The organism is Bacillus sp. FSL K6-6038 (genome assembly GCF_038050455.1).
In the GTDB taxonomy this organism is placed as follows: domain Bacteria; phylum Bacillota; class Bacilli; order Bacillales; family Bacillaceae_G; genus Bacillus_A; species Bacillus_A pseudomycoides.
In genome coordinates, this window is record NZ_JBBOUH010000001.1 from 3,058,340 (window position 1) to 3,082,756 (window position 24,417).

The following is a 24,417-nucleotide window of genomic DNA, read 5'->3' on the forward strand; positions in this document are numbered from 1 at the left end:
CACTCCTTAGATTAATTTTCAATAACTTGGAAATCCGCCTTACCATCAATAGAGTAATTAACTATAAATTTCTCTGGGCGCATATCATTTCCAGAATAAATTATTTCAACATCAACTTTTATTTCTTTGGGAGGTTTTGCTTTCAAAGCTGCAGCCCACTCATATTCAATCTTCTTATATTGCTTCAAATTAACATCAGATAATTGCGAAACCAAATTATCAATTTTAGGTGATCCTCCAAATCTATCACCTGCCAAATGTCCTGCATGGTCTTGTCCTTTTACTTTACCGGGTGTATTTTTACTATGTGATAATCTCTTCTCTCTTTCAGTTAATTGTAGCTTATCTGTTTCAAATTTTTCAATTCTTCCAAGGTTATCTATTTCATAAAAATAGTCGTACTCCCCTGTTTTATACCTAATATTCGGTTTCAACCTATTTTTTCTACCGTTTGTAAACTGTTTTCCTTTGTCCACTAATGTTTTAACTTCACTTACTTCAGCACTACTTTTACCCGTACCCTTAGTGCACTTATAAAATTATAACGCTCTTTTCACTTTTCATGCTTAAACAAAAAAGCACTCGTCGCCTATTGTAGACAACAAGTGCTTTAAGTTCATATGTTTTTTAAGTAGCATTAAATTTGTAAGTTTTATAGTAACAGTATGATACCTTTTATATACCATGACAACTGCTACGTTAAAACTTACGAGCTTGTACGAATTCATTAGTTTTAAGTCCATTCCATGTCTTTTCAATAAAATGTCATCTCGCCTAATTCTCACGCTTTTCTTTCTAGCCCAGTTGTAAAAATAAAAAAGTCAATAGCCACTACGTTCTCCTAACGTCGCTATTGACTTCCTTTATTGAGCATGTACCTTTGTCAGTGTCCAAGTAACTCACAAAATAGGCACATTTCTCAACTTATTTTTCTATTTCTAGTATCAAGCCTTCCAAATTCAAAACATCTTTATTATTTTGACTAATGTTCATGCGAAAAGTTTTAAATAAATTTGCAAGAACATGAACGATCACCGTAACACATGGCGTTATTACAATCGTACATGGCCAAAAATAGCACATTCTAGATAGCTATGCAATCTTGATATTAACTTATAAGGAAACCTTGACCGGAGTCAAGGTTGAAGACGTACAATCTTAGGTCTATCTATAATACTTGATACACCTTTCTTGAAAAGGGATTCTATCATCGAGCAGCACTTCTTCTTGCAGCAATTTTGTTATATTCTCTATTTTTACAATGAATAGTGCGAAGAAGTCGCCCGAATTTGGATATGAAAATAGTCCATACCCCTTTGGTGACAGTATTTTGTTGGCCTCCTTGATCTTTTCAGGTAAAAATTCATAATTAAATGCTTCTAATTTCTCGAGTTCTTCTTGTGTTGCTAATTCAATTTGGTGGGCAAATTCGTAATCAAGAATAAAGTTGACAATTTCTTGGTATTGCTCACCTTTATAGTCAACGTATAAAAACTGTTTCGTCGTCAATCCATATTTTAATAGGTCTTCATGTAAGTCATAACCTCCTTGCTCCTTCAAAAACGTTTCCAAATCCTTGCTATCAGGAAATATAATCTGTGCTATCCCTTGATCAGGCATATTAGCTTCCTCCCTTTTATTAAAATAATTCTCCATGCTTGTTAGGAATATATTCCGGGTAGTTTTTACGATAAAATTGATCGATTATCTCAAGCACGGGATCCCATTCAGGGTATGGCTCACGTTCTCCAAATACCATTTTCGCTTCTGGAGTATTCATCAGAAAATTATCGATTTGAGTAGGTACTGGCAACCCTAGTTGTTTCCTTACATGGATCAAGAATAAGATTTCAAAAGGATAAAATCCGTATCTGAAATCGCCAAATTCACCTAGCTGTCCGATTTCAGAAGCTAATGCAGAATGATACTGAGACATTATCGAAATTAGATGTTCTATTTCTTCTAAATCACCAGTCGACCAACGTCCCAGCACTTCATCATAAATGTTCAGGTCTTCAGGGATTAAGTCGCATCGCAGTTCAGCTTCCTTAAACTTATTTTTCACGGCTAGATGCAATTTTTCATCCGTTCCCATGATGGTTTTATTTTTATACTGCAAGTACAGCTCTAGCAAAAACCAAATATGTCTATTCTCTTCATTGGCATCTATTAAATGTCCACCGAAGTGATGAGCCATAAAATCATATAATATATTTTCTTCTTTCTCCCATCCATACATTGCAAAATGAACTAATGTGAGGACGACTTCTCTAAACGAATATCCCAAGATCATCCTTGGATACCTGATTGTATAGAGATCCTGTCCCATGCACCGATAAAATAAGACTTTCTGCATGTTCTTTAATCCTTCTACATTGTTTCCACCGCTGATCAATACATCGTTTTTCCATAGTGACAAGTGATATGAGAAAATTTTGCTTAGATTTATTAATAGTATGTGATCTTTCTCTGTTTCATTTTGCTCAACGATTTTCTCATTCTCTCTTCTACTAACATTATATTTATCTTTAACATCTTCAAATTTGATTCCATCCACAAAATTTTTGCTATATCTTTTAAAAGCCATTTCTAACTTTTTTTGGTTTATCATTGCATCCTCCCTATGAATTAATCTATTTTCTTATTCCAGTCTTTTACCTTTAACTCATCAACGCCGAATCCGGTATCAGTAATCTTGATATCTGTTTCAACTCTAATAAAATCTAATTGTAGACCAGGACTCTCCTCCATTAGTTCCTCTAAGTTATCTCTAAAACTGGCATACCTAGGATCATCGCTGTTAACCATGTTTTTGAAGTACTTATCTCCGCCCATTTTCTGTTTATCCGAGTAACTAAAACTAGCGGAATCTGATGCCTTCGATTCAATAATCGTTAACTTTGGCGGCGGCCCTTTCGATAGGAACGCTGCATCTATGCCGTTTCTCCCCACTTGGAACAGATCGGAAACGTCTTGACCTAAATTACTGTCTCTAGCTACGATTTTTGTTACTTCTTCCCCAAAATCACCTTTATCATGAGAGGAATATTTAGAATTATCGATTTTTCTTTCATACTCCTTTGCAACCTCCAAGTCATAATAATCACTAATATTATCTTTCGTATCCAACCTGTTGGCCAATTTATTTCTTTCTCGCGTTAATCTTTTGACTTCTTTGTCATTTCCTTCTTTTTTCAATCTTTCTATTTCTTTATCTAACTTTTTAATTTCTTTTGAGATATTGTCTGAATTGTTACTGCCAGAGCCACCTTTACCCACACCCTTAGCAAGCGAAGCCTCAATCCCCTGAATCTCATTATTAATTTTCTTACTACTCTCTGCATGGCGTGCATGAACCCACCCGGTAACCTTTCCTGGACCACCACCTTGCTTTCCTATCAATGTACCGCATTCCAGCTGGCAGTTTCACTAATAATCCAAGGCCAGCTGTTACTTTGATCCTTTTTACAACTTTCTCCCTACTATCATCGTATACTGTACATAACCATTATAATCTATAAAAACAGCAACAAAGGTGTAACACTTAGTGCACTTATAAAATTATAATGTGTCTACTTATTTCTATCTTAATACGCCAAAAAGCACTTGTTGCCATTAGTAGACAATCAAGTGCTTTAAGTTCATATATATTCGTATGGTCATATAGACACAACTTCATGAAGCTCTTACAATAGATCTCAAAGAGGAAATGTCCGTTTGATAACACTTGTATCAAGTCGTTTCATGCCATTCTAAAAAAAAAAGTACACTGCACACAATATGCCACGTTTGAACAAACAAATCTAGCACTATTTCAGTACATTGAGAAATTTTATAACTGTAAGCGAATCTATATTTACACCCGTTATAAAACTCCTCAAGCAATAAAAAATTGAATTAAAGAGGAGTTATATATTAATTTAAAACATTTTACAAACAAAGCTCTTTTTGAGAAATTTTTTGACAGTGTAGCAGAAGAGAGAGAGATTAGTATTGATGAAATAAACGCATCAGAAAAAAATTCATGATTACTCCTCTGAAAGAAAACAACACCCACAATGCCCCTTCGTCAAAGTGGGTGTTATTCATTTTTATTCCATTAAATTTCACCAATATCAGTTAATGTTCCAATTCATTTAAGCATTGCCTTTATTATCTATTCTATCTAATTCTTCATGCTTAAGCTCTTTAATAATACCGTTTTTTGGAAGATCATAACAATTACGTAGCCAAGCATATTTTCCACAAAGCAGTTCATTTTGGTGATAACTTATCCTACCACCTCTTTCATATAACATGATTATTGGTTCATACAGATCCTCAAACTGCATAGCAATTTTATTCTTTGAACTAATCAAATATGACCATTCTAAAAAACTCTTACATAGATATCTAGCAGTCCAACCATACCTTAGTAAATTTAGGTCATTAACAATACCTTCAATATCCACTTGGATTTCAGCGTTTATAGTCTCAGCTGCACTAAAAATTGCTAAACGATACTTATTTTCCGGACTATATATATCCCTGAAAATATTACCCCTTCTAATAAATTCTGAAACCAATAATTCAAATGATGGTTGGTTCTTCTTTACATTATCCCAATTTATATCTTTTATTCTTTGAATTGCATTTTCAAATTGTGTCACAAAATCACCATCCCATGTCTGGAATAAAATCTGGAAAATCCCCTGGAGGCTCTGGAGCTGAATCGCATGCTCCAGGGGGGTTACCAGTTGGGCGACCATCTTCAATCGCCTTTACATCTCTATAAGGCAAACCACTCTGCATCAATCTAGCTTCCTCAAGTTCATGTTCAGCTAACTGTTTAAACCAAGCTTTTTGCTCTGCAGTTAATTCACCTTTCAAAGCAAGATCCCAGCCATACGCAAGTGCATGTCGGATTGAAAGTAATCAGCGAAATATGTTCCCTCACCATAATTCACAAGATTTTCATGTTTTGTTAAAAATAAATGTTGCTTCAAAGTAGTTGCCTCCTCAACACTTAATCCAGTGTTTTTTGCGGAAATTCCTATTTCCTTTATGTCTACACCAGTTAATCTTAATCTTTCATATGTTTCAAGAGCAAATCGATCTTGATTAAATACTATCTCATAATCCAATGAGTTTCCCCTTGCCTTGGTTCAAGTCTTTCTATAACTCTTCTATCATCCACACCCTTAGCAAGCGAATCCTCAATCCCCTGAATCTCATCATTGATTTTCTTACCGCTCTCTGCATGGCGTGCATTAACCCTACTCGGTAACCTTCCCTGGTGTCCACCACCTTGCTTCTCTATCAATGTACCGCATCCAGCTGGCAGTTTCACAAATAATCCAAGGCCAGTTGTTACTTTGATCCTTTTTACAACTTTCTCCTTACTATCATCGTACACTGTACATGGCCATTATAATCTATAAAAACAGCAACAAAGATGTAACACTTAGTGCACTTATAAAATTATAATGTATCTTTTCTATGCTAAAGCGCAAAAAAGCACTCGTCGTCTATTGTAGACAATGAACTGCACCCCAATTGTTAGACACGACTAACAATTGGGGTGCAGTTCATATCAAGCGCTTTAAGTTCGTAAGTTTTATAGTGACAGTATGACACCTATTACATGTTGTAACAAGTAATACATTAATACTTACGACTTTGTACGAGTTCGTTAGTTTAACTTCCATGTCATTGTATTTGTTACCCAGTAAAATGTCGTCTCGTCTAAACTTGTACTCCTCTTTCAATTAAATCATTGCATATAGTAGCCCATGATGGTACAACCATCATGAGTCTCTACTTTTAAACAACTGATTCATTTTTTATCAACTTCAAATAAATTCTCTTCACCTGTATGTTTACAAGAGCTTTATCGTTTTCATACATATATAAGCTTATAAAGTTACTATAACCCCTTGCGCCTACTTAGCATCATGAATAAAATCATTTTATCCAACATTAACTTAATCTCCATCTAACAGTTAAAATATTCTTTTAAAACACATAAAATGCTGGCCAAGTTTCCTTTAACTCTCCGCTTAAAAGTAGCTCATCTCCACCTTCAAAATTAACCGAGTAAACTTTATCAGTTACACTATCAAGTACTAGTACAGCATTTGCTGACATTTCACTTAAAACTAGATACTTTTTAGGAAATCCATGTTCATTTCGAGCAATAATTGTGTATGATTCAATACTATTCTCTTCATCTACAACATCTAGTAACTCGTAAGGAACGTGTTCTTCCCAAAAAGGTCCTGCATATCGATAATAAAATTCTCTGAATGTATCAGATACTTCTACACCTAGGTTAGTTAATGTCTCCTTCACTTTATTCTTATCTTCACGTTTATAAATATCTTCTTCAAGAGCTTGGTCTAATTCATCAAGCAAAGCATTCATTGTAATTCCCTCCTAAAACTTCATTCCCTCTAGCTTTCCAATAATTTATAGAATCTACTTTTTGAGTGCTCTTCTTATTGGCTCATCCATGGGATAAAATGGATTTAACTTCCCTTTATACGGATGTAATGGTGCCCTTTTGGCATTACTAATGTTATGATACCTAGTCGATGTTTCAAATAATGGACCCACTCCCTTTGTTCGAACCATATTCCAATCAATATCTCCTCTTTGATAGACTTTATAACTAAAGCCTTTTCCTTCTTTACCTGCATTATACTCTACACTTAAAAGCTCCTGCTGGCTGCAGCCTTGAATCCAGATTTTCTCTAACTATTTTTACGTTTGTATATGGTCATATCTGTTTTTCTTTCTACATTCAGATACATTATTATTAATCCTCCCAGCTTCTTTGCATAAAAATAGAACCAACGCTTCTTCCATTAGAAACATTGGTTCTATTCTTAGTTATAATATAAATCTATTTCTTCTTTTCATTACATCTTTAATTTAGAGCAAAAGGTGGTTAAATAGCAGAATATTTTAAAACTTCCTTTAGTTTCATCAACTTAAAACTACTTTTTAATTTTATCTACCACTCTGCTCCTTTTCCCCTACTCACTACTTAATTACAGTTACGCAGTAGGTTAGGACAGAATTTTGCATTGAAAAATATTATTACCCTTCAAATTTATCCCAAATCACTGTTCCTTTTCCAAGAATAATATGATCAAATGCCTCCAAAGCATTATCTCCTGCCCACCCTGTTGATTTAAATATTCTTCCTGATTCCGATATGTATAAATTTAGCCCGAAATCATATAATGAACCTACAGGAATAACTTTTTCATCAATATAATCCTCTAAGCCAAAACACGAACTATCTAACACACCTATGACTTCCTTAATACAAGTGGTATGTTCAGATATGTCCTTAGTAACCCCATCTGGCCAAATCCTTTCAACATTGAATTGTAATTCTCCGAACTCCTCCATAAATTTTTTTGCACTTTCAAAAACTTCAAAGCCTCTTTCTTCAAGAAACTTTACATTTTCTGATATGTCTATTTTTCTATCCTCATACCATCCCGCTTTTTTTAATTCTTCTATTGTCTTATTTGATATTTCCATTTTCATTCCTCCTAGTAATCAATATTATAGAATCCAAAAACGTTCTACTACAATTCCTACAAAGTTCAGCAAAATCACCTCGTAAGTTTTCCGTTAATCATAAAATTATCATAGTGGTCGTAAACACATTGTTGGAAGTAAAGGTATCATTCATTGTGATTTTGTCTTTGACGAACTCTTCAAAAGCGTCCAACCTGCCGCAATAAGTCGTATTCGGTAAATATGCAGACATTCAGAAGAAAGCAAATAATCTTGGGAATGCTGCAAAAGAAAGTAAAAAAACAATTGAAATAAATAATCCAGTATTAGAAAATATTCGTACAGGTAGTGCATTAAAGAAAGATTCAGATCACGCTTTTAATAACATTATTGATAATTATGTAGGATCAGCTACACGATTTGATTTAGTTGGTGGTGATAAGATTAAACGGGATCTATATCAAATCGAGGGTTCATTAAATGGCAAAAAAGGGATATTTGAATGGATTGTTGATCCGGATCCTGCAAAGGATGTCACACATAGACGATTTATCGAAGGTGTTGGTATTACGGGTAAATCCAACGCAAGAAAGAAGTGAAAATTTAAATGTACAGCTATACAATCTTTATAACAAATAATATTCCATTTAATTGGGCAACTTTGCTAATAGGATTACAATCTAATTTTATTACGGTAAATGAGATAAATAAGTATGCAGAGAATTTTTTATTAGAACATCCTGACGCAAGTACAGATGAGATATTAGAGTTAAATTGGCTGAAAGATGATACTGAAAAAGCAATACTTTTATTAAAGGAACTGGCTAAAAATATAGATTGGAATCTCCATGATGAAATAAAAAAATGGAGATATTGTGGTTTAAAACATATTAGAAATTCTAGTAATAACTACGCTGATATGTTAGAACGAGTTGCTTTGTTATACAGTGATTTAGATTATCCTGAAGAAATGGAGAGTTTCATTTATTATTTACCACCAAATGATGATTATAATCCAGATGAATTTACAAAGGAACAAAATACGCAACGTCTTATTTCTAATTTAGATTACTTCCTAAAGTGTGAATATAACGATTTAAGACGATTTTACACTTTAGAATAATAGTGTAACTACTGTAATAAAAACGTAAGGGTTAGGAATCCTTACGTTTTTTATATTACATTTCTGGTTCTGGTGTCAGTAGAAAAGGAAACCCTTATGACAATGCATTGATGGAATCCTTTTACAAAACCATAAAAAGAGAGCTTATTCAAGGTGCCAAATTTAAAACACCTGAACAAGCTCGAAAAGAAATATTTAAATATATAGAGTTGTATTACAATCCAAAGAAGAATGCATTCTTCTTTGGATTATCTTTCTCCTATCGAATTTGAGAAAGCCTATTCATTATATTCACCTAACTTAGTGTCCAGTAAATGTCGACAAGTCCAACCTCCAATTGTTAGTCGTGTCTAACAATTGGGGTGCAGTTCACAATGAAGTTCTTTTTTGCTAACTATATGAATTAATTTGTTACAAATCTTATCCTCAAACCAATGGTCCTATTTAATTTCGTAAGTTTATGGTTTGTTCTCTGCGAAAATAAGTCGTATATTTAAAATTGCTTTTCGTCTACGTATCGTTCTTATTTTTATAAATAAATATCGTTATATAACTCCATAATTTCCTAACCATCATGAGTTCTTCATTCTACATATTTATTTCCTTATATTCTTAGTAAAAAGATTTATTCACTACTTGGTAGCCCCAAAAATAAATAAGTACTTTTTACTTAATCTCATCATCATTAAAAATGGCTTCAAACTCCTCATCAGTATAATCTCTATTACTTGATAGATGATAACGATGAGGTATCCCGTTATGGTCTAGAACATGATCTACAACACCTTCTTCATCAGAAACAACAAAAGTAATTTCAGCATCACCTTCATATGTCTTGGGTGTGATATCTGCCAAAACGAGCCAAGCACTTCCTTTAATTCTATAAAATTCACTATAAAATCTTACGGACCTTTCTATATCCTCATGTATGATCCCATGTATATTATGCTTTTTCTGATATCGCTTAGCAATTTGAATAGCTTGACTTGCAGTTAGATTTGTTTCCTTTTGTTCCATCACTATTTCTCATATCCTTTCCAATTAGGTAATGGCCATTGTTTGTTTCTAATGAAGAAAATATATCTTTGTGCTTCATATATCTCTTCAGCAATAAATTTTTCCTTATTCTTCATAATTTCATTATAAACGTACTCTTCTCTTTCTGATCTTGATTGTTTCAAATAATTTTCTTGTCCAAGTTCTCTAAATTGTTTAGCATGGTAGGATTCATGAAGGGCACTTAAAAGTGATGCGTCAGTTCTCAAAACCATTTGTTCAGTATAGGGGTCAAAGCCCCCCGCAACATTTCTAGGGAGAATTCCCTCCTTTTTGTCAAGAATAACTTTAATACCGATTTCATTCATGTCTTTCTTAAATTCCTTTAAATCTCGAATACTCATAATTCTTAATCCATCAGCTGTTAGACGAGTTTGACCACCAACATGCATCTCTTCCCATTCTTTAAAATCAAGATTATCAGTACCCTTAGTAGATTCTTTTAATTCTAAATCCTTCGCATCACTCTTCAAATTCAGTCCCTCAAAAACCTCTGCCGATTTCTTTTCCAATACAGGTTCATTTCCCACAGATGCTTTCTTCTCTATATTCAGCGAAAGATTATCGAGTTTCTCCTCAGATAACCGGTTCGCATTTTGCGCTTGCCCTGACCAACATTCCCTATGCTCTCCGCAAGCGAATCCTCAATCCCCTGAATCTCATTATTAATTTTCTTACTGCTCTCTGCATGGCGTGCATTAACCCGCTCGGTAATCTTTCCTGGACCAACTTGCTTCCCTATCAATGTACCATCTTCAGTAAATTCAACGCTTTTGAGTGTAGCTGTTACATAATCTACACCCCCGGCTATTGTTTGGCCAAGCTGATACAGTTTTTATTTTTCTGTTTTTAATCTTGCTAGTTACATGCGGTCAGGCGAAATATTTTTGTTGTCTCACAATGATTGTACTATATTTGGATTAAAACTAGTTTCTCTACCTCACCTTTTCGCTAATAATCCAAAGTTTGTTGTTACTTTGACACCTTTTACAATTTCCCTCTACTATCTTCGTATACTGTACATAGCCATTACAAACTATAAAAATTTAATGAATCTTTTAATTCTATACTTAAACGCAAAAAAGCACTCGTTGCCTTTCGCAGACAATCAAGTGCTTCAAGTTCATTTGTTTTTAAGTATCATTAAATTTGTAAGTTTTATAGCAACAGTATGACACCTTCTATAGTTCTAATGAGTGGATTACATCTTTGTATATGTTGTGACAAGTACTATCTCAAAACTTACGAGTTTGTACGAGTTCGTTAGTTTCATGTGTTTATATTCGTCACCTAGTAAAATATCATCTCGCCTAAGCTCGTATTTCTTTTTCTATTCTATCATTGCACGTAATACTCTATGATGGTACAACCATCATGGAGTATCTACTTTTTAACAGCCTATTCTTTTTCATCCATCTTCTGCTTTAAATATTCAGCAATTTCCGTTTGCCCAAATTCTCTAGCATATTCATATGCATCCATATTCTTAATACTCTCTCCAGTATATCTAATTGAAATATCTATTCCTTTTTCAACTAGAAACTCAACTACTTCTTTATACCCACCATAAATCGCTCCAAATAATGGATTCCTTTTTGCTAAGCTCACATCTAATTCTGCGCCAGCCTCTATTAAATACTTTACTATCTCCAAATGCCCCGCCCCTGCTGCCAATCTTAAAGGAGAAGCATCAAATATATCACCTTTTGTATTAACATCGATTCCTTTATGGATCAGATATTCTACTATTCCAAAATGTCCTTTCTTTGCTGCAACATGTAACCACGTACCAAATGGTGTCATTGAATGTAAAGATTCTGGATTATCGCCTATTAAACGCTTTACTTCATTAATATCACCAAGCTTAATAGCATTTCTTATAGTTTTATTTAGACTTTTTTCATCCATAACATTACCTCCTGTATTTCTACTATCTTGTACTAGCTATGTCTCCTAAATCTTCAAGAGCTTCAACAATATCATCAAAGTCACCGCCCATTGCTTCAACAGCCCTTAACCGATTCACTCCTTCCTCTAAAGCATCAAGGCTATGTTGTCCTATTACGGCATTTGGTGCCCAAACAAGATTTTCTTTACCAATTATCGGTTCTACTCCATACCTTTTTAATATTTCTTGACCTTCTCCAACAAATTCTTGTTGCTTCTGGCCCAGACCTTTTTTAAATAGAATATGATGTGCATGTGGATCTATCATAGCAGCAGGTAGGTTACCTATTAGTCCTCTAAGATACTTACCAAAATCAATTTTAATTAATGCTTCATTATATTCTTTTGTAATGCCTAACTCAGACATCTTTTTACTAATCTCAGATAGTTCATCTACACTAAAAGTATTATTTTGAATAGCATTTTTAATATTGTTCATCTTGTCTGTATTAACATTACCAGCCACAACTATATCATCTAAATACTCGTTTACATTGTTTACCGTACCCTTAATACCACCACTCTCCAAATTCGAGATCCGACTGATGTATCGTGGACTTCTTTTACTCTTTCACTGAAGTTCGTCCACCGTATTTTCTTATGCTTCCATCAGCTAATACTTCTCCACCTTTAAAAATGGCGGTTATGTTGTCTGCTATTTTGCTCGTGTAGTTTCAATTATATAATCTTAACGATTTATTTCATCTATTAATCCTTAAAACAATCTATTCTCATAGATATATTATTAAGCCTCAATATACCCATCGCCCATTATAATGTCATCTCGCCCAAATCTAGTATATTAAAATCAAACTCTATGATGATACTACCTTTATGGGCTCTGAATTTCAACATAACATCATTCATGTTGTCCAAAGCATAATTCCCGAAAAAAACACTTGATGCCCAAAAGGCAATCAAGTGCTTTATAGTTAGCTATATAAATTAATTCATTACTAATCCTATCTTTAAACCAACAAGCATGATATCATAATTAAAAGCTCTTGCAATCGCCTCCTTATTACTCGTTTTTTTAGATTCTTTATATTCAGTTTAGGCCTTATTTACATACTCTTCCTAACTATAAACCATTTTATAGGAACCTCTGAAATTCATTTTGAAGTTTTAGGTTGAATCAGTAGATCACCAATATAGACAACTTCAATTGTAATATTTTGATACTTTTCATTTTTTCTTAATTATGGCCTCAAACTAAGAATATATTCAATTCTTGATTTTGCACCAAAGCTTGATTCAATAACCTTATAATCTTTACTTTCCATTAACTGTCTACAATTATTTATATCTTGCAATAATTGTTCGATATCTTCTTTATTAGCATCACCTTTAAATTCAATACTATTGATATAAAAATCTGATTTTTCATATATAAAATCTGGTATTTCTTTTAGTTTAAAACACTCAATTGCAACACAAATATAGTATGCAGTCTTTGTAAAAGCATTATAGTTTAGCTCTCTCCAATCTTCTTCGAATACTTTTGCTGCAGATTGAGATGCTGTAAATCCATCATCTTCCACATATTCTTCAAAACCATATACAACAGAATCTTTGATACTTTCATAATCAACATTATTATTCATAGCACAAACCTCCTTAAATCTATGCCCCTATGGAGTTACTGTATTATTTGTAAAGATATTTAGCTTTATATTAGGATACTTTTCTCTAAATTCTAGTATAATATTTGTACAACTTTGACAAGTATCGAACTCTGAGAAAAGATTAACTTCACCTTTAATATTTGGGTCTTTTATTTTAGAAGCTATGTCTTCAAGAATCTTCGCTTCTGTATCCTTATACCTCGGAAATTCAACTACTACATAATTTTTGAAGATACGCTCACTTTGAAAAAGTGTGCTAAACTTGTGAGGTCGAGCACGAACGAATTCCACTGAAGACACCAAATATGAACGCCCCTATTGAATCATTTCATTGTTTACTGGAGTACGAATGTCTGAATCGCTACATGTTTCAAACATATGCCGAAGCTTATCAAGTAATAGCTACATATATTGAGTTTTACAACAACCGCAGAATCCATTCTAATATTTTGGATTTATCACCAAATGAATTTTATTGACGAACGTAAACAGAAACGTTAAAAATCAAAGAAGTTAGAGTATGAGACGAGATTTTTTCTTGTCTCATATGAAAAAAGAAGCAACTTGCCAAAATAAAGAGCAACTCTATGAAACAATAAGTTAAGGATAGTATGTGTCCAAAATTAGGGGAGAATCCGCAAAACCGATGTTTTGAAGGGCGTACCTAGATTCAGAAGGAATCCACAAATATTAGATGAAGATTAAGGTATTTTTCAAATCTCAAGAGATTTCCCATTTTCACTTTGGAAATCACAGAAAAAGACATTCAATAATTTTAGAATTCTTAAAGATAGAAAAAACAAGAGAACCCTCGTTGGTTCTCTTATGTCCGTTAGCATTCTAGGTTTGATCCGAACATGTCTCAATGAAGACTTTTCCTTTAAGCTGGTACCCCATGGATGTTAATTCATTATTTCTGCGAAATATTAATTGATTAATCATCATATTCATCTGAATCATCATCTAAATGCGAAGTTACAGGGTAGCCTGATGGATCATATATATATTCAACACATGATTTTTCATCAGAAATAATAAGATACACATTATCATCACCACCAAAAGGTGAAGGTGGTACCTTCATTTTAACTTGCCATGCATAGCCATTAAAACCATCATAACGTTCATAAAAAGCTATCGATTCTCTAATATTTGTGGGGAGTACCCCTTCCAAATGATTCTCCTCATTGTAATCTTGAGAAATTTGAATCACTCTGTCTATATTTAATTTAGGATGTATACTTGGTATTTTGTTTTTATCAACTCCTATTATTAAAAACTCAATAGCTTTTTTTTATCAGAAATAACCAAAAACCTGTCAAAATCCTGAAAATCTAATTCAGCAAGCCATACGCAACCATCAATTGCAAAAAACTTATTATAAAATTGAATTGATTGACTTGTATCATTATTTATTGTCCATGGAAGGTAATTCTTATTACGTTCATTTAAATATTCTTGTGCAACATGTAGTGCTTCCGTTACAGTTAGTCTGGGTTCATTACTCATCTAAACACCCCTTAAATATTTCAGAATCAGCGTGTGGCCATTTCTAAGCGCTTAAATATAACGTTCAGTAGCAATTATCTCAGCCCTTGTGAAGTTTGCTCTATTCTCCATAATTTTATTGTATACATGCTCTTCTCTTTGTAAAACGGTTTGTTTCAAGTAATTCTCTTTTCCCAACTCTAACCATTGTTGCGCATGTACATTTTCATGATAAGCAGCGATTTGTGACGGTCTTCCTCTAAAATAAATTTTACCTGTCTCAGGATCGAAACCACCAGCTTTTCCTCTTGGTACTATTTTTTTATCAATTACAACTTCAATTCCCTGTTTACTTAACTCCTCTCTATAGGCTTTAAAATCAGCTACTCGCATTATTCTATTTCCATTTTTATCAAGTTTAAATACATTCCCACTAACTCTTTTTGTATCCCAATTAGCGAAATCTAATTTATTTACCATCCATAAACTTACTACTCTCTGCATGGCGCGTATTAACCCACTCCGTAACCTTTCCTGGGCCACCGCCTTGCTTCACTATCAATGTACCGTCTTCAGCTACTTCAACACCTTTGAATGTAGCTGTTATGTAATCCACACCCTCGGCCATTTTTCCGCCAAGCTGATACATTTTGTGTTTTCTATATTTTTCTATTTTTAATCTGACCAGCTGAAAATACTCTAATTATTATTTTACCTATCTGAATTTTTTATTGAAACTATTTTTATACTAAAACAAAAGGGCTATCTATTAATCATGCAATTTATTTAAAAAATCAGTGAAACTACTTGCCACATAAAATACATTTTCTCTTGCTACTTCCTCTGCTTCTTCTGCTGTAATTCCTTCACTTTCCATCAGTGCTTCTTTTTCCCATGCATCTTCATGTTCCCAAAAGACAACAATTGGATTGTCTGCATGATTTTTATAATCAAAGCAGATTAAATTTCCTGCTGGATCGATTCCAAAAGGAATTACACCATTAGGCAAAGTAGCACGATAGTTATTATAATCTGTTACAATGTAATCACTACTTCCCTCATCAAACGAAAGTAATGAACCAAAGACTCTTTCTATTCCTTCAACATCAAAACAATATGGTATTACATTAGCGCCATGATTCACTTTTGCACACTCGATATAGTCTTTCGGAAACTTAATCCCCATTGATTTACCTATTTTTCCAATAATTTCTTCAGTAACCAGATCATCTGCATACTTCCATTCTAAATTTTCCATCTAATTCCGCCTCCCCATAACTTATTTCCCCTAAATGATTTACACTGTGAGTTTCAGATACTACTAACTGCATTTTCCCAGGTATTTGATGGTGACGCCAAGTTAAATCTGATATACGTGGCAACCCTATTTTTATTTCTTTTAACTGTTTGGGAGTGAATATATCTTTTGGAATTTTCCCCTTCTCTATCACCTCCTTTAGCATTCAAGTAAACTCTTTAAAGTGTGTATCATCTGGCTTAATATATAAATCTTTCTCTAATCTCATTGTAAACTTAACATCATTCCCTTTAAATATTGGGAATCCTAAAATATCAAAATCTACTCCTTTTTTCACATGCGTTCCTCTACATTTACTGTTTGTAAAAATTTAAAACTTTGTGAACTTATAAAATTATAATATGTCTACTTATTTCTATCCTAAAACGCAAAAAAGCACTCATCGTCTATTGAAGATAATTTATCCTCTTTCCTTAATAATCTTTTTCACCAATAATAAAAAGTTTTCTATCCATCTATTCCCTTAACATTTTTTGATCCAATGCGTATATACGATGATCACTAATTTTAGTATAAGTTCCACTTTCCATATTAATCCAGACGAGCCTACAATCCCTTTTATTGGTGCTATGCACAAAGGGCATTAACTAAGATTAAATTTCCTCAGTCAATGCCCTTAATTTTAATGATTCTTTACTACTTCAATCACATTCTCAATATTATCTTTTAACTCATTATTTTTAGCTTCTTCATATTGATAATACCCTTGAATTCCTCTATGAATGATAGAATGCATAGTTGGATGAAATGATTTATCTGTACACTCAATTAAAAAATTACAGAATTCCGCACTAGCTGCTGGAGAATAAAAGAACATTTCTATCAATATATCAATTGTAGCTCCCTGTATTTGTATGGCGTTCTTTTTATTTTTTAAAGAATAACCATTTATCATACCAAAACAAAATGTTGCTACTATTTGCTTTTCTTGCTCGTTTAACATTTCTGGAACCAATTGTGAAGTATTTAAAAACTGCTGAATCATTTTTTTCACTTCACTGTAATATTCTACATCATTAGTCATTTTTGTCCCCCTAGTATATAAATATATTTCCTTCTGTATACTTTCCATTCCACCCACAAGGAATATGTCCACTTAAATAGATTTCCAACATTTCGTTATAAAATGCTGACTTATAATATTCTTCATAAGATAGTACCATTATTAAATTCACTATATCGAACTTAATAGGATTCAGTATCTCTTTTGGTAATCCCAATATTAGGATCTGTTTTTCAATGTCGTCAGTAATTTTTGGCAATACCTCTGCTTTGATTTTTTTAACTAAGGTGTTCCAATTTTTATTATATATTTCAGGTTCATTCTTTGCTAAATAGCCAGTTAAATTATTTCTTTCCTCCAGACAAATATTTTCCCATTCTAGCTTTTTCATAGTCTTAATCATTATCTTTTTTTGTGATAAATAGGTATACCCAATTCCTTGGGGAAAATTGCTCTCTGTTCCACAATGTTTTAACCAATTATTAGACAATACAGCTTCCACTACAAAAGTATTTAATTCCATGTAAATGCTCCTTTATTGACGTTTTGGTAAATTAATTCTACCAGGAATCCTTGGAACAAGTGAATCTCCAGTTATTGTTGTTCCATTTCTCGTTGAACAGCCTTCTGAGCTTGTGCATCACTCAAACCAGCTGACTTTAAAGTTATATATTAGACCTTACTTTTGCTATACCTACTTTTTCCTTTTCCTCCTTGCCTTTTTCGCATGCAAAAAAGACCCATTCCAACTCATCACTCAAGTTGGAATAAGCCTTTTAAATTTATTAAGCGTGTTTGACAAATTTTTTAGCGTTTGATTTGTTGATTGTATCGTACAATCCTACTTCTAAAAAGTAAACCCACGAATTGATTTTCATGTACATAGTGTTTATCCAATATTAAATTTATGTCTAATTTCTTTCAAGCAAGCTTCAACTTCCTCTGCATTATGTTTATTCCGAGATACATAATTTCCACTGACCTCTTTTAAATAATTATAAAATGTTTCATAGTCTACAATTGCATAGACTTCCACACTTGTTACTGGCGGAATCGTAGTAAAGTTGACTCCAGTATCTCCAAAATACTCCTCATCATGTGGTTGACATTCGGTAGCAAAGTAGCAACTTGTAAATCCAATTCCAAATCCTTTAGCAAGTTTAAAATGATGTAATGCTTCTAAGAAATATCCGTCTCCAATGGTATTAAAATAAGCTTCCATATTCTGAACTTTTTCCTCAAAATTTTCTACGTAATAAATTTCATCATCCATTATCAACATTCTCCTTAGACTATTGTTTAGGAAACACATGGAAGAAATTTTTAACCTCTCCAGTTGTTTTATCAATCTCTATTAAATGGGTATCATATCCTGGCTTAAAAATAATATTTTCACCCATACCCTTAACTCCACTAACTTCCTTACTAACTCCTGAACCAGCATTCCCTATTCTCGTAGCAAGCGAAGCCTCAAGCCCCTGAATCTTACCATCCATAAACTTAGTACTCTCTGCATGGCGTGCATTAACCCACTCGGTAACCTTTCCTGGACCAGCTTGCTTTCCTATCAATGTACCGTCTTCAGCTGCTTCAACGCCTTTGAGTGTAGCTGTTACATAATCTACACCCTCGGCCATTTTTCCGCCAAGCTGATACATTTTTTCATTTCCGTATTTTTCTACTTTTAGGCTTGCTAGTTTTAGATAATCTAGCTATCAATTTTCTTATCTTATACTTAATTAATACAATGAAAGGTTTAACAAATAAAGAAAATCCACAGGTAAAAAAATCTTCTACTGTGGATTCTTATATTTATTTCTTTTGATTATGCACCATATCGTATGGATAATGTTAGATATCTTTCAAAGTTGAATTAGATCGAGACTTAACACATTCTATCGTGCCAGCCGTATCATTAAAGTGTTTTTTCGTTATTCACAAATAATTCTTATTATACAAAATATAAAAATATCAATAAAAATCATCAATTTTACACTTTCGGATAAATTACTAAAGTTTATATTTTTCAACTTAACTTTTCAAACTCATTATAAATCTAGTTATACCAAGCCTTACAAAGATTTATTGCCTATATTCCTTGCTCTTCCTCTTCTTCCTCCAACAATTCTTCAAAATAATCTGCATAAGTCTCCCACTCATCTGGTTTGGACGTAAAAGACTTTTTCTCTAATTCAGAAATTTCTACTCCATCAAACCAGATAATTGCAGGAGTATTTAGAGTATCCATTACTATTAAACTTTCAGGCGGTTCAGCTAAAACAATAAATCTAGAGGGTAAATGAACAACCTCTCTTAATCTAATTGTTTCATCTATGATATTTAGACTGTTATCTACATTCGAAAATGAGTGATTACTTATTCCCCCAAAATATCCCCCACTGAAAAATGTAGCTATCTCACAAAAATCTTCTGGTAATTTTATATTCAATTTCTCTTCTATTTTCACTAAATCTTCATCATTAATTCCTTCATTAGAGTATAGTGCTTCATATCTTTTTTTCATTCCAGAGATTTTCTCACCCCTTTTAATACCTCTCTCTATAATTTATTTATTTTCTACTCTCCATTTCCAATATTCTCTTGTATCTACTCCAAATTTTTTCCTATCAATTGGAAAACTAGGATTAGGTTTACTTTTACCAAATTGACTGTGTAAAATATCTTGACCATATTTTCCAACACCATGATACCTTGTACTAGCTTCAGCTAATGGCCCCCTTGAATCCTGTCCAATGTGATACAATGTAGCAAATCCACCATCCGGGAGTTGTGGTGCTACTCGACTTACGGCAGCTTCAGCATTTGTTTTACCGATGAATCGTTTTTCATCCGTAGTCCTTATTTGATTCCAATCAATATCATTTTTTAAACACCTCATATGTTTGTTGTGTTCCTTTAGGTCTAGTAGCTGTCCATTCTACCTTAGAATCAAATACTTTTATTCATATCCACTAACCTATTATCTCCAATAGTTTCCTTGCCTCATCTACCACCCACCATTCCCTTTCCTCACCGCAAGCAAAGCCTTAAGTCAGCACCTTCATAATTAGCTTTTACATTATTCTTTTATGTCCGCCGCTCATTGATTTTCTAACTTCTTATATTTACTCAAATTTACACTACTCGATAGTAATGCAAGATTATCTAAATCTGAAGAACCTCCAAATCTATGACCAGTTTCTTTTCCTGTCTTACTAGATTTATGCCCTAATCTACTTTTGTTTTTAACACTGCAACCAATCTCGTACATCTGTTTACAATCATAGAATGTTAATTAAAATATAAAAAACCTTGAAAAGCTTGGAGCCAATCAAGGTCAATATAGTTTTATTCCCTATTTGTTTACCTATCAATAATTCATTTAGTTTTTTTCTATATCTATTAAAGATTAAATTTTTTCATTTGAATACACTTTATCTATCTTATGAAGTATCTTTCATTCAAATGCTCTAACAATCTATTATCCATCTTACCCCAAAAGTTAACTTATTTACTTCGATTCATATAAACCATCTAAAAAATCATTAATATTATCGGCTAAGAAATACATATTTTCCATAGACTCATCAGTTTCTTGTTCATGATCCCAAAAATAAATCTTTTCATAAAAACTTTCATTTATACCTAAACAAATTTGGTTTCCACCTGAATCACTCGCAATAGGAATAAAGCCTATTTCCAATATCTCATCAAAGAAATTAAATTTTTTCTCTAGGTTATTATGCATGTTACCGATACCGTAGAATACATTCAAAGCACTCTCTCCCTCTTCAGAAGAGATAGAAAACACGTTAGGATTTACGTATCCCCCATTATAATTCAGCAAAAATTCCCTATATAAATCAGGAAATTTCAAATTATGTTCCCTTTCAAAAACCTCTAAATCCTTCAAAGATAATTTATCATGTATTAATTCAATTTTCGCCATAAATTTTCCTCCTATTTTTTATTTTTTCCATTAACCGTGGATTGTCCCCCAATATGTTTAAATTCATCATGAATATCTTCCTCAACCAATATCATTGTCTTACCATCTTCGTGATGATGCCAAGTATAACCTTCTGGTGGTTGACTTTTGTTAGGTACTGGAGGATTTGAACCCTTACTTAACCCGGCTTCTAAATTTGCTGCTTCAAAATCTTTTTGATTATTTTTTGGAGAATGGACTTTAATTGTAACCGGCGGTATATCTGGATGGGCATAAGGTGTAAAATCAGGATAGCCATTTGGGTATCTTACTGACTGTCCATTTTTATTTGTATATGTCCAAACTCCCTTGTCGTCAATAGAAATTTGCCCCCCTTTTTTTAATAGCCACCTTTCAGGTCTTGGAGAATTCATAGGCTTGGTTTTCAAGACTTCTTTTGTAAAGTCTTCTAGTTTTAAATTTTTAGCCTTACTAGCTCCCTTAGCAAGCGAAGCCTCAATCCCCTGAATCTCATCATTGATTTTCTTACTACTCTCTGCATGGCGTGCATTAACCTACTCGGTAACCTTTCCTGGGCCAACTTGCTTCCCTATCAATGCACCGTCTCCAGCTGCTTCAACGCCTTTGAAGGAAGCTGTTACATAATCTACACCCTCGGCCATTTTTCCGCCAAGCTGATACATTTTTTCATTTCCGTATTTTTCTGCTTTTAGGCTTTCTAGTCTCACGCGGTCAAGCGTAATATTTTTTCCGTCTTGCAATGATTGTACTATATTTGAATGAAAAAAATTCCCCTCATTCACTTTTTGTGAATAAATCCAAGATTAGTTGTTAATTTAATCCCTTTTATATTTTTCTCTATGACCGTCATACACTGTACATAGCCGTTACAAACTATAAAAATTGCTATAAAATTTTAGCCCTTCATGCTTTTATAAAATTATAATGAACCTCTTAATTTCTATACTAAAACAAAAAAAGCACTTGTTGCCTTTACTAGACAATCAAATGCTTTAAGTTTATATGTTTTTAAGTAGGATTAAATTTGTACTGTCTTTTGATTATATGGTTACACATAGTACCCTATCATGAGTCTTTACTTTTAAATAGCATACTTTTTTGTCCACTTCAAAAGTAAATCCTTTTTATCTGTGTATATTTAACTTTAACAACAAAAGTTTTGTCGTTCTCATGTGTAAATATATACCGAGCAGTAAGTGTTATTTTTATTTTTTGTCACAGGTTTACTCATCTTCATGAGTTTTGATTCAGATATCAGGGTATTTTAACTATAAAATTTTTTAAGTAAAAAACCTTGAAAAGCATTTAGCCAATCAAAGTATGTAAAACTTTAATTTTCTTTAATCTGATATTTCCCTTTTATTTGTTCTAATAGATTTTTAACTTCAACTTTTTTATCAGTGTATTTCTTAATATAGAAGTCACAAGCCACTCCTAAATAGTCACAAAGTTCTTCATGGTTGACAATATCCTCTTGTGTTTCATCTAATCCGTAGTAATAATAAAATAATACTTTATCCTCTCCAAAGTATTCATCGTCGTCAGGATCAAATTCATCAGAATACACAACACCTAATGTATCTCTTCTTACAACATTTTCAACTAAAAATCCTTGTAAAATTTCTATGAAGTTATAATCTAGAGTTAATTCTACTAAAACATTTATTACATTTTGCTTTTTTAAATTTTTATTAGTGTAAGTATCTCTAAATAATTTTCGTTCTGATTTAAAGTTTTCGTTCATACGTATCCATCCTTTATTTATCAAATTAAATAACTGGATAAAAGTTACTAATTTCGCCTGTTTCTTTGTTTCTAAACCCTTCAAACTTAAGTCCGTTACTGGATGTTCCCCATATTTTATCTTGATATCCTAATTCATCTATTTGTTTTTTCAGAAGACCATCTTCCATAGCTTCTTTACCAAGTTTGATAATTTGTTCATTTGAAATCACACTAGGATCATATCCGGTCTTGCGTAAGGGGTCTTTTCCTTCCTTCGGTACAAATTTAAATTCCCCGGTCCCTTGACCTCTATAATCTTTTGTCTCAATTTTCAATCTATACTCTATATCATATATACCTTTAATATCTGAGTGCTCAACTCTCTTGACTTCCTCCAATTTATATTGGTCACTGTTATCAAAGTATTTTTTAAATTGATCATAGTTATGTCCATCACTTACACCGTGACGGTTTGTACACTTTTCTACTTCTCCAGTTAAATGTTCAACATAGTAGCCTTCTTTATATTTTATATTATCCTTAGCAAGCGAAGCCTCAATCCCCTTAATCTTACCCTCCATAAACTTAGTACTCTCTGCATGGCGTGCATTAACCCACTCGGTAACTTTCCCTGGACCAACTTGCTTCCCTACCAATGTACCGTCTTCAGCTGCTTCAACGCCTTTGAATATGGCTACTATGCGACCCACATCCTCGGTCATTTTTCCGCCAAACTGAGACATCTTTCGATTCCCATATTTACCCATTATTACTCCGGAGAATTTGAAATAATCTAATTATTATTTTACCTATATGAATTTTTTATTGAAATTATTTTTATACTAAAACAAAAGGGCTATCCCATAAGCAAGTGAAACCAACTTATGGAACAGCCCTTTTATTTTAAATACCTGTTAATCATGTGATTTTTTTAGTTCGTATTTTACTGATTGTATTTTAAGCCCCTGCTACCTGCTAATTGGATTGTAAAATATAATACTGAGACCCAATTTATTTGGGACATTTATCTAGAAAATATGCACAAAATATTTGCGAACTCGGTTCATTCATCGGTAGACATTGCATAAGCTTAATTTTCTTTCTCTAAAACACTAGCTTTTATTCTGTGCTTTAATTATTTCCATACCCTTCATAAATTTCTTAATAGAATCCTCATTCTTCATTAATCCACTTAAGTATAACAATACATCAAATTCTTCAGGGTCTGCATCATAATATATCATTCCTGGATCGATAAAAGGCTCATAAACTATATTACATATGTTTTGTCCCCCTATTTGTACACTAAAACATCTTTCCAATTTGGAAATATAACTATTTGTACAAATTAGATCGTCTACAGATGTTTCAAATGATTGTCCATTGTAGAAAAAAAATAGTTTGTTATCTTTAACATAAATACCAACTACCTGTCCATCTTCACTTATCCCACCAATCCCTTGTACTGTTTTATACCTATCCCCAGTTTCTTTTATTGAATACGTATTATTATCAATTAATATGTATGATTCCAGTTTTGGATAATTATGCAATGTTATCATAATGATTATACTCCTTTCCAAATAGAAGACGTTATTATTTCACTGCTATACATTGTTATTTTCTATTTTAATTATAAGTTAGGAATTT

33 protein-coding genes and 5 pseudogenes are annotated in these 24,417 nt (G+C 32.9%); 4 read left to right on the plus strand and 34 right to left on the minus strand.

Going from position 1 to position 24,417, the window contains the following annotated elements; translation table 11 throughout:
* Positions 1 to 11: 11 nt before the first annotated feature.
* From NSQ40_RS16000 to NSQ40_RS16015, 4 genes are all read right to left on the minus strand, one after another.
* Positions 12 to 476, minus strand: a complete 465-nt coding sequence (locus NSQ40_RS16000; RefSeq protein WP_098604479.1) for a DNA/RNA non-specific endonuclease — start codon at positions 474 to 476, stop codon at positions 12 to 14.
* Positions 477 to 1,164: 688 nt separating this feature from the next.
* Entirely contained in the window at positions 1,165 to 1,620 is a 456-nt protein-coding gene (locus NSQ40_RS16005; RefSeq protein ID WP_098604480.1) for a DUF6630 family protein, read from the minus strand.
* A gap of 19 nt (positions 1,621 to 1,639) precedes the next feature.
* Positions 1,640 to 2,611, minus strand: coding sequence for a hypothetical protein (locus NSQ40_RS16010; RefSeq protein ID WP_258248482.1), 972 nt, complete (start codon positions 2,609 to 2,611; stop codon positions 1,640 to 1,642).
* 17 nt (positions 2,612 to 2,628) lie between these two features.
* On the minus strand, positions 2,629 to 3,402 hold the full coding sequence (locus NSQ40_RS16015) for a hypothetical protein (protein ID WP_257150789.1): 774 nt from the start codon (positions 3,400 to 3,402) through the stop codon (positions 2,629 to 2,631).
* A gap of 296 nt (positions 3,403 to 3,698) precedes the next feature.
* On the opposite strand from NSQ40_RS16015, the pseudogene NSQ40_RS16020 reads away from it, so the two are divergent.
* Positions 3,699 to 3,896, plus strand: a pseudogene (locus NSQ40_RS16020) (IS3 family transposase); the annotation flags it as partial.
* Positions 3,897 to 4,136: 240 nt separating this feature from the next.
* Here NSQ40_RS16020 and NSQ40_RS16025 read toward each other — a convergent pair.
* From NSQ40_RS16025 to NSQ40_RS16050, 6 genes and pseudogenes are all read right to left on the minus strand, one after another.
* Positions 4,137 to 4,649 carry a hypothetical protein gene (locus tag NSQ40_RS16025; protein WP_098604482.1) on the minus strand — a complete coding sequence of 171 codons (513 nt, stop codon included), beginning with the start codon at positions 4,647 to 4,649 and terminating at the stop codon, positions 4,137 to 4,139.
* A 4-nt stretch (positions 4,650 to 4,653) separates the two neighbouring features.
* Positions 4,654 to 4,869, minus strand: coding sequence for a hypothetical protein (locus NSQ40_RS16030; RefSeq protein ID WP_098217841.1), 216 nt, complete (start codon positions 4,867 to 4,869; stop codon positions 4,654 to 4,656).
* Positions 4,866 to 5,123: a hypothetical protein gene (locus NSQ40_RS16035; protein ID WP_098217843.1), complete on the minus strand. Its 258-nt coding sequence runs from the start codon at positions 5,121 to 5,123 to the stop codon at positions 4,866 to 4,868. The genes NSQ40_RS16030 and NSQ40_RS16035 overlap by 4 nt, the downstream gene beginning before the upstream one ends.
* Complete coding sequence (locus NSQ40_RS16040; protein WP_255258814.1) at positions 5,108 to 5,395, minus strand: hypothetical protein; 288 nt, start codon at positions 5,393 to 5,395, stop codon at positions 5,108 to 5,110. Before NSQ40_RS16040 ends, NSQ40_RS16035 begins: the two co-directional genes overlap by 16 nt.
* Positions 5,396 to 5,974: 579 nt before the next feature.
* Positions 5,975 to 6,402: pseudogene (locus NSQ40_RS16045) on the minus strand (SMI1/KNR4 family protein).
* 678 nt (positions 6,403 to 7,080) lie between these two features.
* A complete protein-coding gene (locus NSQ40_RS16050) occupies positions 7,081 to 7,533 on the minus strand; it encodes an SUKH-3 domain-containing protein (RefSeq protein ID WP_258248484.1) in 453 nt (150 codons plus the stop codon).
* Between the two features lie 586 nt (positions 7,534 to 8,119).
* Here NSQ40_RS16050 and NSQ40_RS16055 point away from each other — a divergent pair.
* Positions 8,120 to 8,635 (plus strand): DUF2247 family protein, encoded by a 516-nt coding sequence (locus NSQ40_RS16055; protein WP_258248485.1) that lies wholly within the window; start codon positions 8,120 to 8,122, stop codon positions 8,633 to 8,635.
* A gap of 68 nt (positions 8,636 to 8,703) precedes the next feature.
* Positions 8,704 to 8,911: pseudogene (locus NSQ40_RS16060) on the plus strand (IS3 family transposase); the annotation flags it as partial.
* A 390-nt stretch (positions 8,912 to 9,301) separates the two neighbouring features.
* Here NSQ40_RS16060 and NSQ40_RS16065 read toward each other — a convergent pair.
* The 6 genes from NSQ40_RS16065 to NSQ40_RS16090 form a co-directional block, all read right to left on the minus strand.
* Complete coding sequence (locus NSQ40_RS16065; protein WP_098604356.1) at positions 9,302 to 9,652, minus strand: hypothetical protein; 351 nt, start codon at positions 9,650 to 9,652, stop codon at positions 9,302 to 9,304.
* 2 nt (positions 9,653 to 9,654) lie between these two features.
* Positions 9,655 to 10,221, minus strand: a complete 567-nt coding sequence (locus NSQ40_RS16070; RefSeq protein WP_098604355.1) for a zincin-like metallopeptidase toxin domain-containing protein — start codon at positions 10,219 to 10,221, stop codon at positions 9,655 to 9,657.
* Positions 10,222 to 11,089: 868 nt separating this feature from the next.
* The gene (locus NSQ40_RS16075; RefSeq protein ID WP_098604354.1) at positions 11,090 to 11,599 is read right to left on the minus strand and encodes an ankyrin repeat domain-containing protein; all 510 of its coding nucleotides are present in this window, start codon (positions 11,597 to 11,599) and stop codon (positions 11,090 to 11,092) included.
* A 22-nt stretch (positions 11,600 to 11,621) separates the two neighbouring features.
* On the minus strand, positions 11,622 to 12,167 hold the full coding sequence (locus tag NSQ40_RS16080; protein ID WP_257150790.1) for an AHH domain-containing protein: 546 nt from the start codon (positions 12,165 to 12,167) through the stop codon (positions 11,622 to 11,624).
* Positions 12,168 to 12,837: 670 nt separating this feature from the next.
* The gene (locus NSQ40_RS16085; protein ID WP_098604353.1) at positions 12,838 to 13,242 is read right to left on the minus strand and encodes a hypothetical protein; all 405 of its coding nucleotides are present in this window, start codon (positions 13,240 to 13,242) and stop codon (positions 12,838 to 12,840) included.
* Between the two features lie 27 nt (positions 13,243 to 13,269).
* Positions 13,270 to 13,563 carry a deaminase domain-containing protein gene (locus NSQ40_RS16090; RefSeq protein ID WP_306476531.1) on the minus strand — a complete coding sequence of 98 codons (294 nt, stop codon included), beginning with the start codon at positions 13,561 to 13,563 and terminating at the stop codon, positions 13,270 to 13,272.
* Here NSQ40_RS16090 and NSQ40_RS29500 point away from each other — a divergent pair.
* Positions 13,545 to 13,742: pseudogene (locus NSQ40_RS29500) on the plus strand (IS3 family transposase); the annotation flags it as partial. The gene NSQ40_RS16090 and the pseudogene NSQ40_RS29500 overlap by 19 nt on opposite strands.
* A 455-nt stretch (positions 13,743 to 14,197) precedes the next feature.
* Here the strand turns inward: NSQ40_RS29500 and NSQ40_RS16095 are convergent.
* From NSQ40_RS16095 to NSQ40_RS16180, 18 genes and pseudogenes are all read right to left on the minus strand, one after another.
* Positions 14,198 to 14,437, minus strand: a complete 240-nt coding sequence (locus NSQ40_RS16095) for a hypothetical protein (RefSeq protein ID WP_257150791.1) — start codon at positions 14,435 to 14,437, stop codon at positions 14,198 to 14,200.
* A 98-nt stretch (positions 14,438 to 14,535) separates the two neighbouring features.
* On the minus strand, positions 14,536 to 14,772 hold the full coding sequence (locus tag NSQ40_RS16100) for a hypothetical protein (protein WP_257150792.1): 237 nt from the start codon (positions 14,770 to 14,772) through the stop codon (positions 14,536 to 14,538).
* A gap of 51 nt (positions 14,773 to 14,823) precedes the next feature.
* Positions 14,824 to 15,255, minus strand: coding sequence for a zincin-like metallopeptidase toxin domain-containing protein (locus NSQ40_RS16105; RefSeq protein ID WP_341286129.1), 432 nt, complete (start codon positions 15,253 to 15,255; stop codon positions 14,824 to 14,826).
* Positions 15,221 to 15,400, minus strand: coding sequence for a hypothetical protein (locus NSQ40_RS16110; RefSeq protein WP_257150794.1), 180 nt, complete (start codon positions 15,398 to 15,400; stop codon positions 15,221 to 15,223). Before NSQ40_RS16110 ends, NSQ40_RS16105 begins: the two co-directional genes overlap by 35 nt.
* 120 nt (positions 15,401 to 15,520) lie before the next feature.
* The gene (locus tag NSQ40_RS16115) at positions 15,521 to 16,009 is read right to left on the minus strand and encodes an SMI1/KNR4 family protein (protein ID WP_258248486.1); all 489 of its coding nucleotides are present in this window, start codon (positions 16,007 to 16,009) and stop codon (positions 15,521 to 15,523) included.
* A pseudogene (locus tag NSQ40_RS16120) lies at positions 15,997 to 16,355 on the minus strand (HNH endonuclease); the annotation flags it as partial. The gene NSQ40_RS16115 and the pseudogene NSQ40_RS16120, both read right to left, overlap by 13 nt.
* Before the next feature lie 336 nt (positions 16,356 to 16,691).
* The gene (imm48, locus tag NSQ40_RS16125) at positions 16,692 to 17,093 is read right to left on the minus strand and encodes an Imm48 family immunity protein (protein WP_258248488.1); all 402 of its coding nucleotides are present in this window, start codon (positions 17,091 to 17,093) and stop codon (positions 16,692 to 16,694) included.
* Positions 17,094 to 17,103: 10 nt separating this feature from the next.
* A complete protein-coding gene (locus NSQ40_RS16130; RefSeq protein WP_098604349.1) occupies positions 17,104 to 17,595 on the minus strand; it encodes a hypothetical protein in 492 nt (163 codons plus the stop codon).
* Positions 17,596 to 17,961: 366 nt separating this feature from the next.
* Positions 17,962 to 18,345 carry a ribonuclease toxin immunity protein CdiI gene (gene cdiI / locus NSQ40_RS16135; RefSeq protein ID WP_098604348.1) on the minus strand — a complete coding sequence of 128 codons (384 nt, stop codon included), beginning with the start codon at positions 18,343 to 18,345 and terminating at the stop codon, positions 17,962 to 17,964.
* Between the two features lie 19 nt (positions 18,346 to 18,364).
* Positions 18,365 to 18,730, minus strand: a complete 366-nt coding sequence (locus NSQ40_RS16140) for a hypothetical protein (protein WP_257150797.1) — start codon at positions 18,728 to 18,730, stop codon at positions 18,365 to 18,367.
* A 431-nt stretch (positions 18,731 to 19,161) separates the two neighbouring features.
* Complete coding sequence (locus tag NSQ40_RS16145) at positions 19,162 to 19,596, minus strand: SMI1/KNR4 family protein (protein WP_098604347.1); 435 nt, start codon at positions 19,594 to 19,596, stop codon at positions 19,162 to 19,164.
* A 42-nt stretch (positions 19,597 to 19,638) separates the two neighbouring features.
* Positions 19,639 to 19,971, minus strand: coding sequence for an HNH/ENDO VII family nuclease (locus NSQ40_RS16150; protein WP_258248489.1), 333 nt, complete (start codon positions 19,969 to 19,971; stop codon positions 19,639 to 19,641).
* A 612-nt stretch (positions 19,972 to 20,583) separates the two neighbouring features.
* On the minus strand, positions 20,584 to 21,021 hold the full coding sequence (locus NSQ40_RS16155; protein WP_098604346.1) for an SMI1/KNR4 family protein: 438 nt from the start codon (positions 21,019 to 21,021) through the stop codon (positions 20,584 to 20,586).
* 11 nt (positions 21,022 to 21,032) lie between these two features.
* Entirely contained in the window at positions 21,033 to 21,434 is a 402-nt protein-coding gene (locus NSQ40_RS16160; RefSeq protein ID WP_341286130.1) for an HNH endonuclease, read from the minus strand.
* Positions 21,435 to 21,575: 141 nt separating this feature from the next.
* A complete protein-coding gene (locus tag NSQ40_RS16165; protein ID WP_341286131.1) occupies positions 21,576 to 21,782 on the minus strand; it encodes a hypothetical protein in 207 nt (68 codons plus the stop codon).
* A 590-nt stretch (positions 21,783 to 22,372) separates the two neighbouring features.
* Positions 22,373 to 22,786, minus strand: coding sequence for a ribonuclease toxin immunity protein CdiI (cdiI, locus tag NSQ40_RS16170; protein WP_098604345.1), 414 nt, complete (start codon positions 22,784 to 22,786; stop codon positions 22,373 to 22,375).
* A gap of 25 nt (positions 22,787 to 22,811) precedes the next feature.
* The gene (locus NSQ40_RS16175; RefSeq protein ID WP_341286132.1) at positions 22,812 to 23,510 is read right to left on the minus strand and encodes a CdiA family toxin C-terminal domain-containing protein; all 699 of its coding nucleotides are present in this window, start codon (positions 23,508 to 23,510) and stop codon (positions 22,812 to 22,814) included.
* A 369-nt stretch (positions 23,511 to 23,879) separates the two neighbouring features.
* Positions 23,880 to 24,329 (minus strand): hypothetical protein, encoded by a 450-nt coding sequence (locus tag NSQ40_RS16180; protein ID WP_098604344.1) that lies wholly within the window; start codon positions 24,327 to 24,329, stop codon positions 23,880 to 23,882.
* Between the last annotated feature and the right edge of the window lie 88 nt (positions 24,330 to 24,417).

Excerpts from the sequence above, each read along its gene's own strand:
- NSQ40_RS16005 (WP_098604480.1), bottom strand. The coding sequence starts at position 1,620 with ATGCCTGATCAAGGGATAGCACAGATTATATTTCCTGATAGCAAGGAT.
- NSQ40_RS16010 (WP_258248482.1), bottom strand. The coding sequence starts at position 2,611 with ATGATAAACCAAAAAAAGTTAGAAATGGCTTTTAAAAGATATAGCAAA.
- NSQ40_RS16050 (WP_258248484.1), bottom strand. The coding sequence starts at position 7,533 with ATGGAAATATCAAATAAGACAATAGAAGAATTAAAAAAAGCGGGATGG.
- NSQ40_RS16055 (WP_258248485.1), top strand. The coding sequence starts at position 8,120 with ATGTACAGCTATACAATCTTTATAACAAATAATATTCCATTTAATTGG.
- NSQ40_RS16065 (WP_098604356.1), bottom strand. The coding sequence starts at position 9,652 with ATGGAACAAAAGGAAACAAATCTAACTGCAAGTCAAGCTATTCAAATT.
- NSQ40_RS16075 (WP_098604354.1), bottom strand. The coding sequence starts at position 11,599 with ATGGATGAAAAAAGTCTAAATAAAACTATAAGAAATGCTATTAAGCTT.
- NSQ40_RS16085 (WP_098604353.1), bottom strand. The coding sequence starts at position 13,242 with ATGAATAATAATGTTGATTATGAAAGTATCAAAGATTCTGTTGTATAT.
- NSQ40_RS16100 (WP_257150792.1), bottom strand. The coding sequence starts at position 14,772 with ATGAGTAATGAACCCAGACTAACTGTAACGGAAGCACTACATGTTGCA.
- NSQ40_RS16105 (WP_341286129.1), bottom strand. The coding sequence starts at position 15,255 with ATGCAGAGAGTAGTAAGTTTATGGATGGTAAATAAATTAGATTTCGCT.
- NSQ40_RS16110 (WP_257150794.1), bottom strand. The coding sequence starts at position 15,400 with ATGTATCAGCTTGGCGGAAAAATGGCCGAGGGTGTGGATTACATAACA.
- NSQ40_RS16115 (WP_258248486.1), bottom strand. The coding sequence starts at position 16,009 with ATGGAAAATTTAGAATGGAAGTATGCAGATGATCTGGTTACTGAAGAA.
- imm48 (WP_258248488.1), bottom strand. The coding sequence starts at position 17,093 with ATGACTAATGATGTAGAATATTACAGTGAAGTGAAAAAAATGATTCAG.
- NSQ40_RS16130 (WP_098604349.1), bottom strand. The coding sequence starts at position 17,595 with ATGGAATTAAATACTTTTGTAGTGGAAGCTGTATTGTCTAATAATTGG.
- cdiI (WP_098604348.1), bottom strand. The coding sequence starts at position 18,345 with ATGGATGATGAAATTTATTACGTAGAAAATTTTGAGGAAAAAGTTCAG.
- NSQ40_RS16140 (WP_257150797.1), bottom strand. The coding sequence starts at position 18,730 with ATGTATCAGCTTGGCGGAAAAATGGCCGAGGGTGTAGATTATGTAACA.
- NSQ40_RS16145 (WP_098604347.1), bottom strand. The coding sequence starts at position 19,596 with ATGAAAAAAAGATATGAAGCACTATACTCTAATGAAGGAATTAATGAT.
- NSQ40_RS16150 (WP_258248489.1), bottom strand. The coding sequence starts at position 19,971 with ATGAGGTGTTTAAAAAATGATATTGATTGGAATCAAATAAGGACTACG.
- NSQ40_RS16155 (WP_098604346.1), bottom strand. The coding sequence starts at position 21,021 with ATGGCGAAAATTGAATTAATACATGATAAATTATCTTTGAAGGATTTA.
- NSQ40_RS16160 (WP_341286130.1), bottom strand. The coding sequence starts at position 21,434 with ATGAATTCTCCAAGACCTGAAAGGTGGCTATTAAAAAAAGGGGGGCAA.
- cdiI (WP_098604345.1), bottom strand. The coding sequence starts at position 22,786 with ATGAACGAAAACTTTAAATCAGAACGAAAATTATTTAGAGATACTTAC.
- NSQ40_RS16175 (WP_341286132.1), bottom strand. The coding sequence starts at position 23,510 with ATGTCTCAGTTTGGCGGAAAAATGACCGAGGATGTGGGTCGCATAGTA.
- NSQ40_RS16180 (WP_098604344.1), bottom strand. The coding sequence starts at position 24,329 with ATGATAACATTGCATAATTATCCAAAACTGGAATCATACATATTAATT.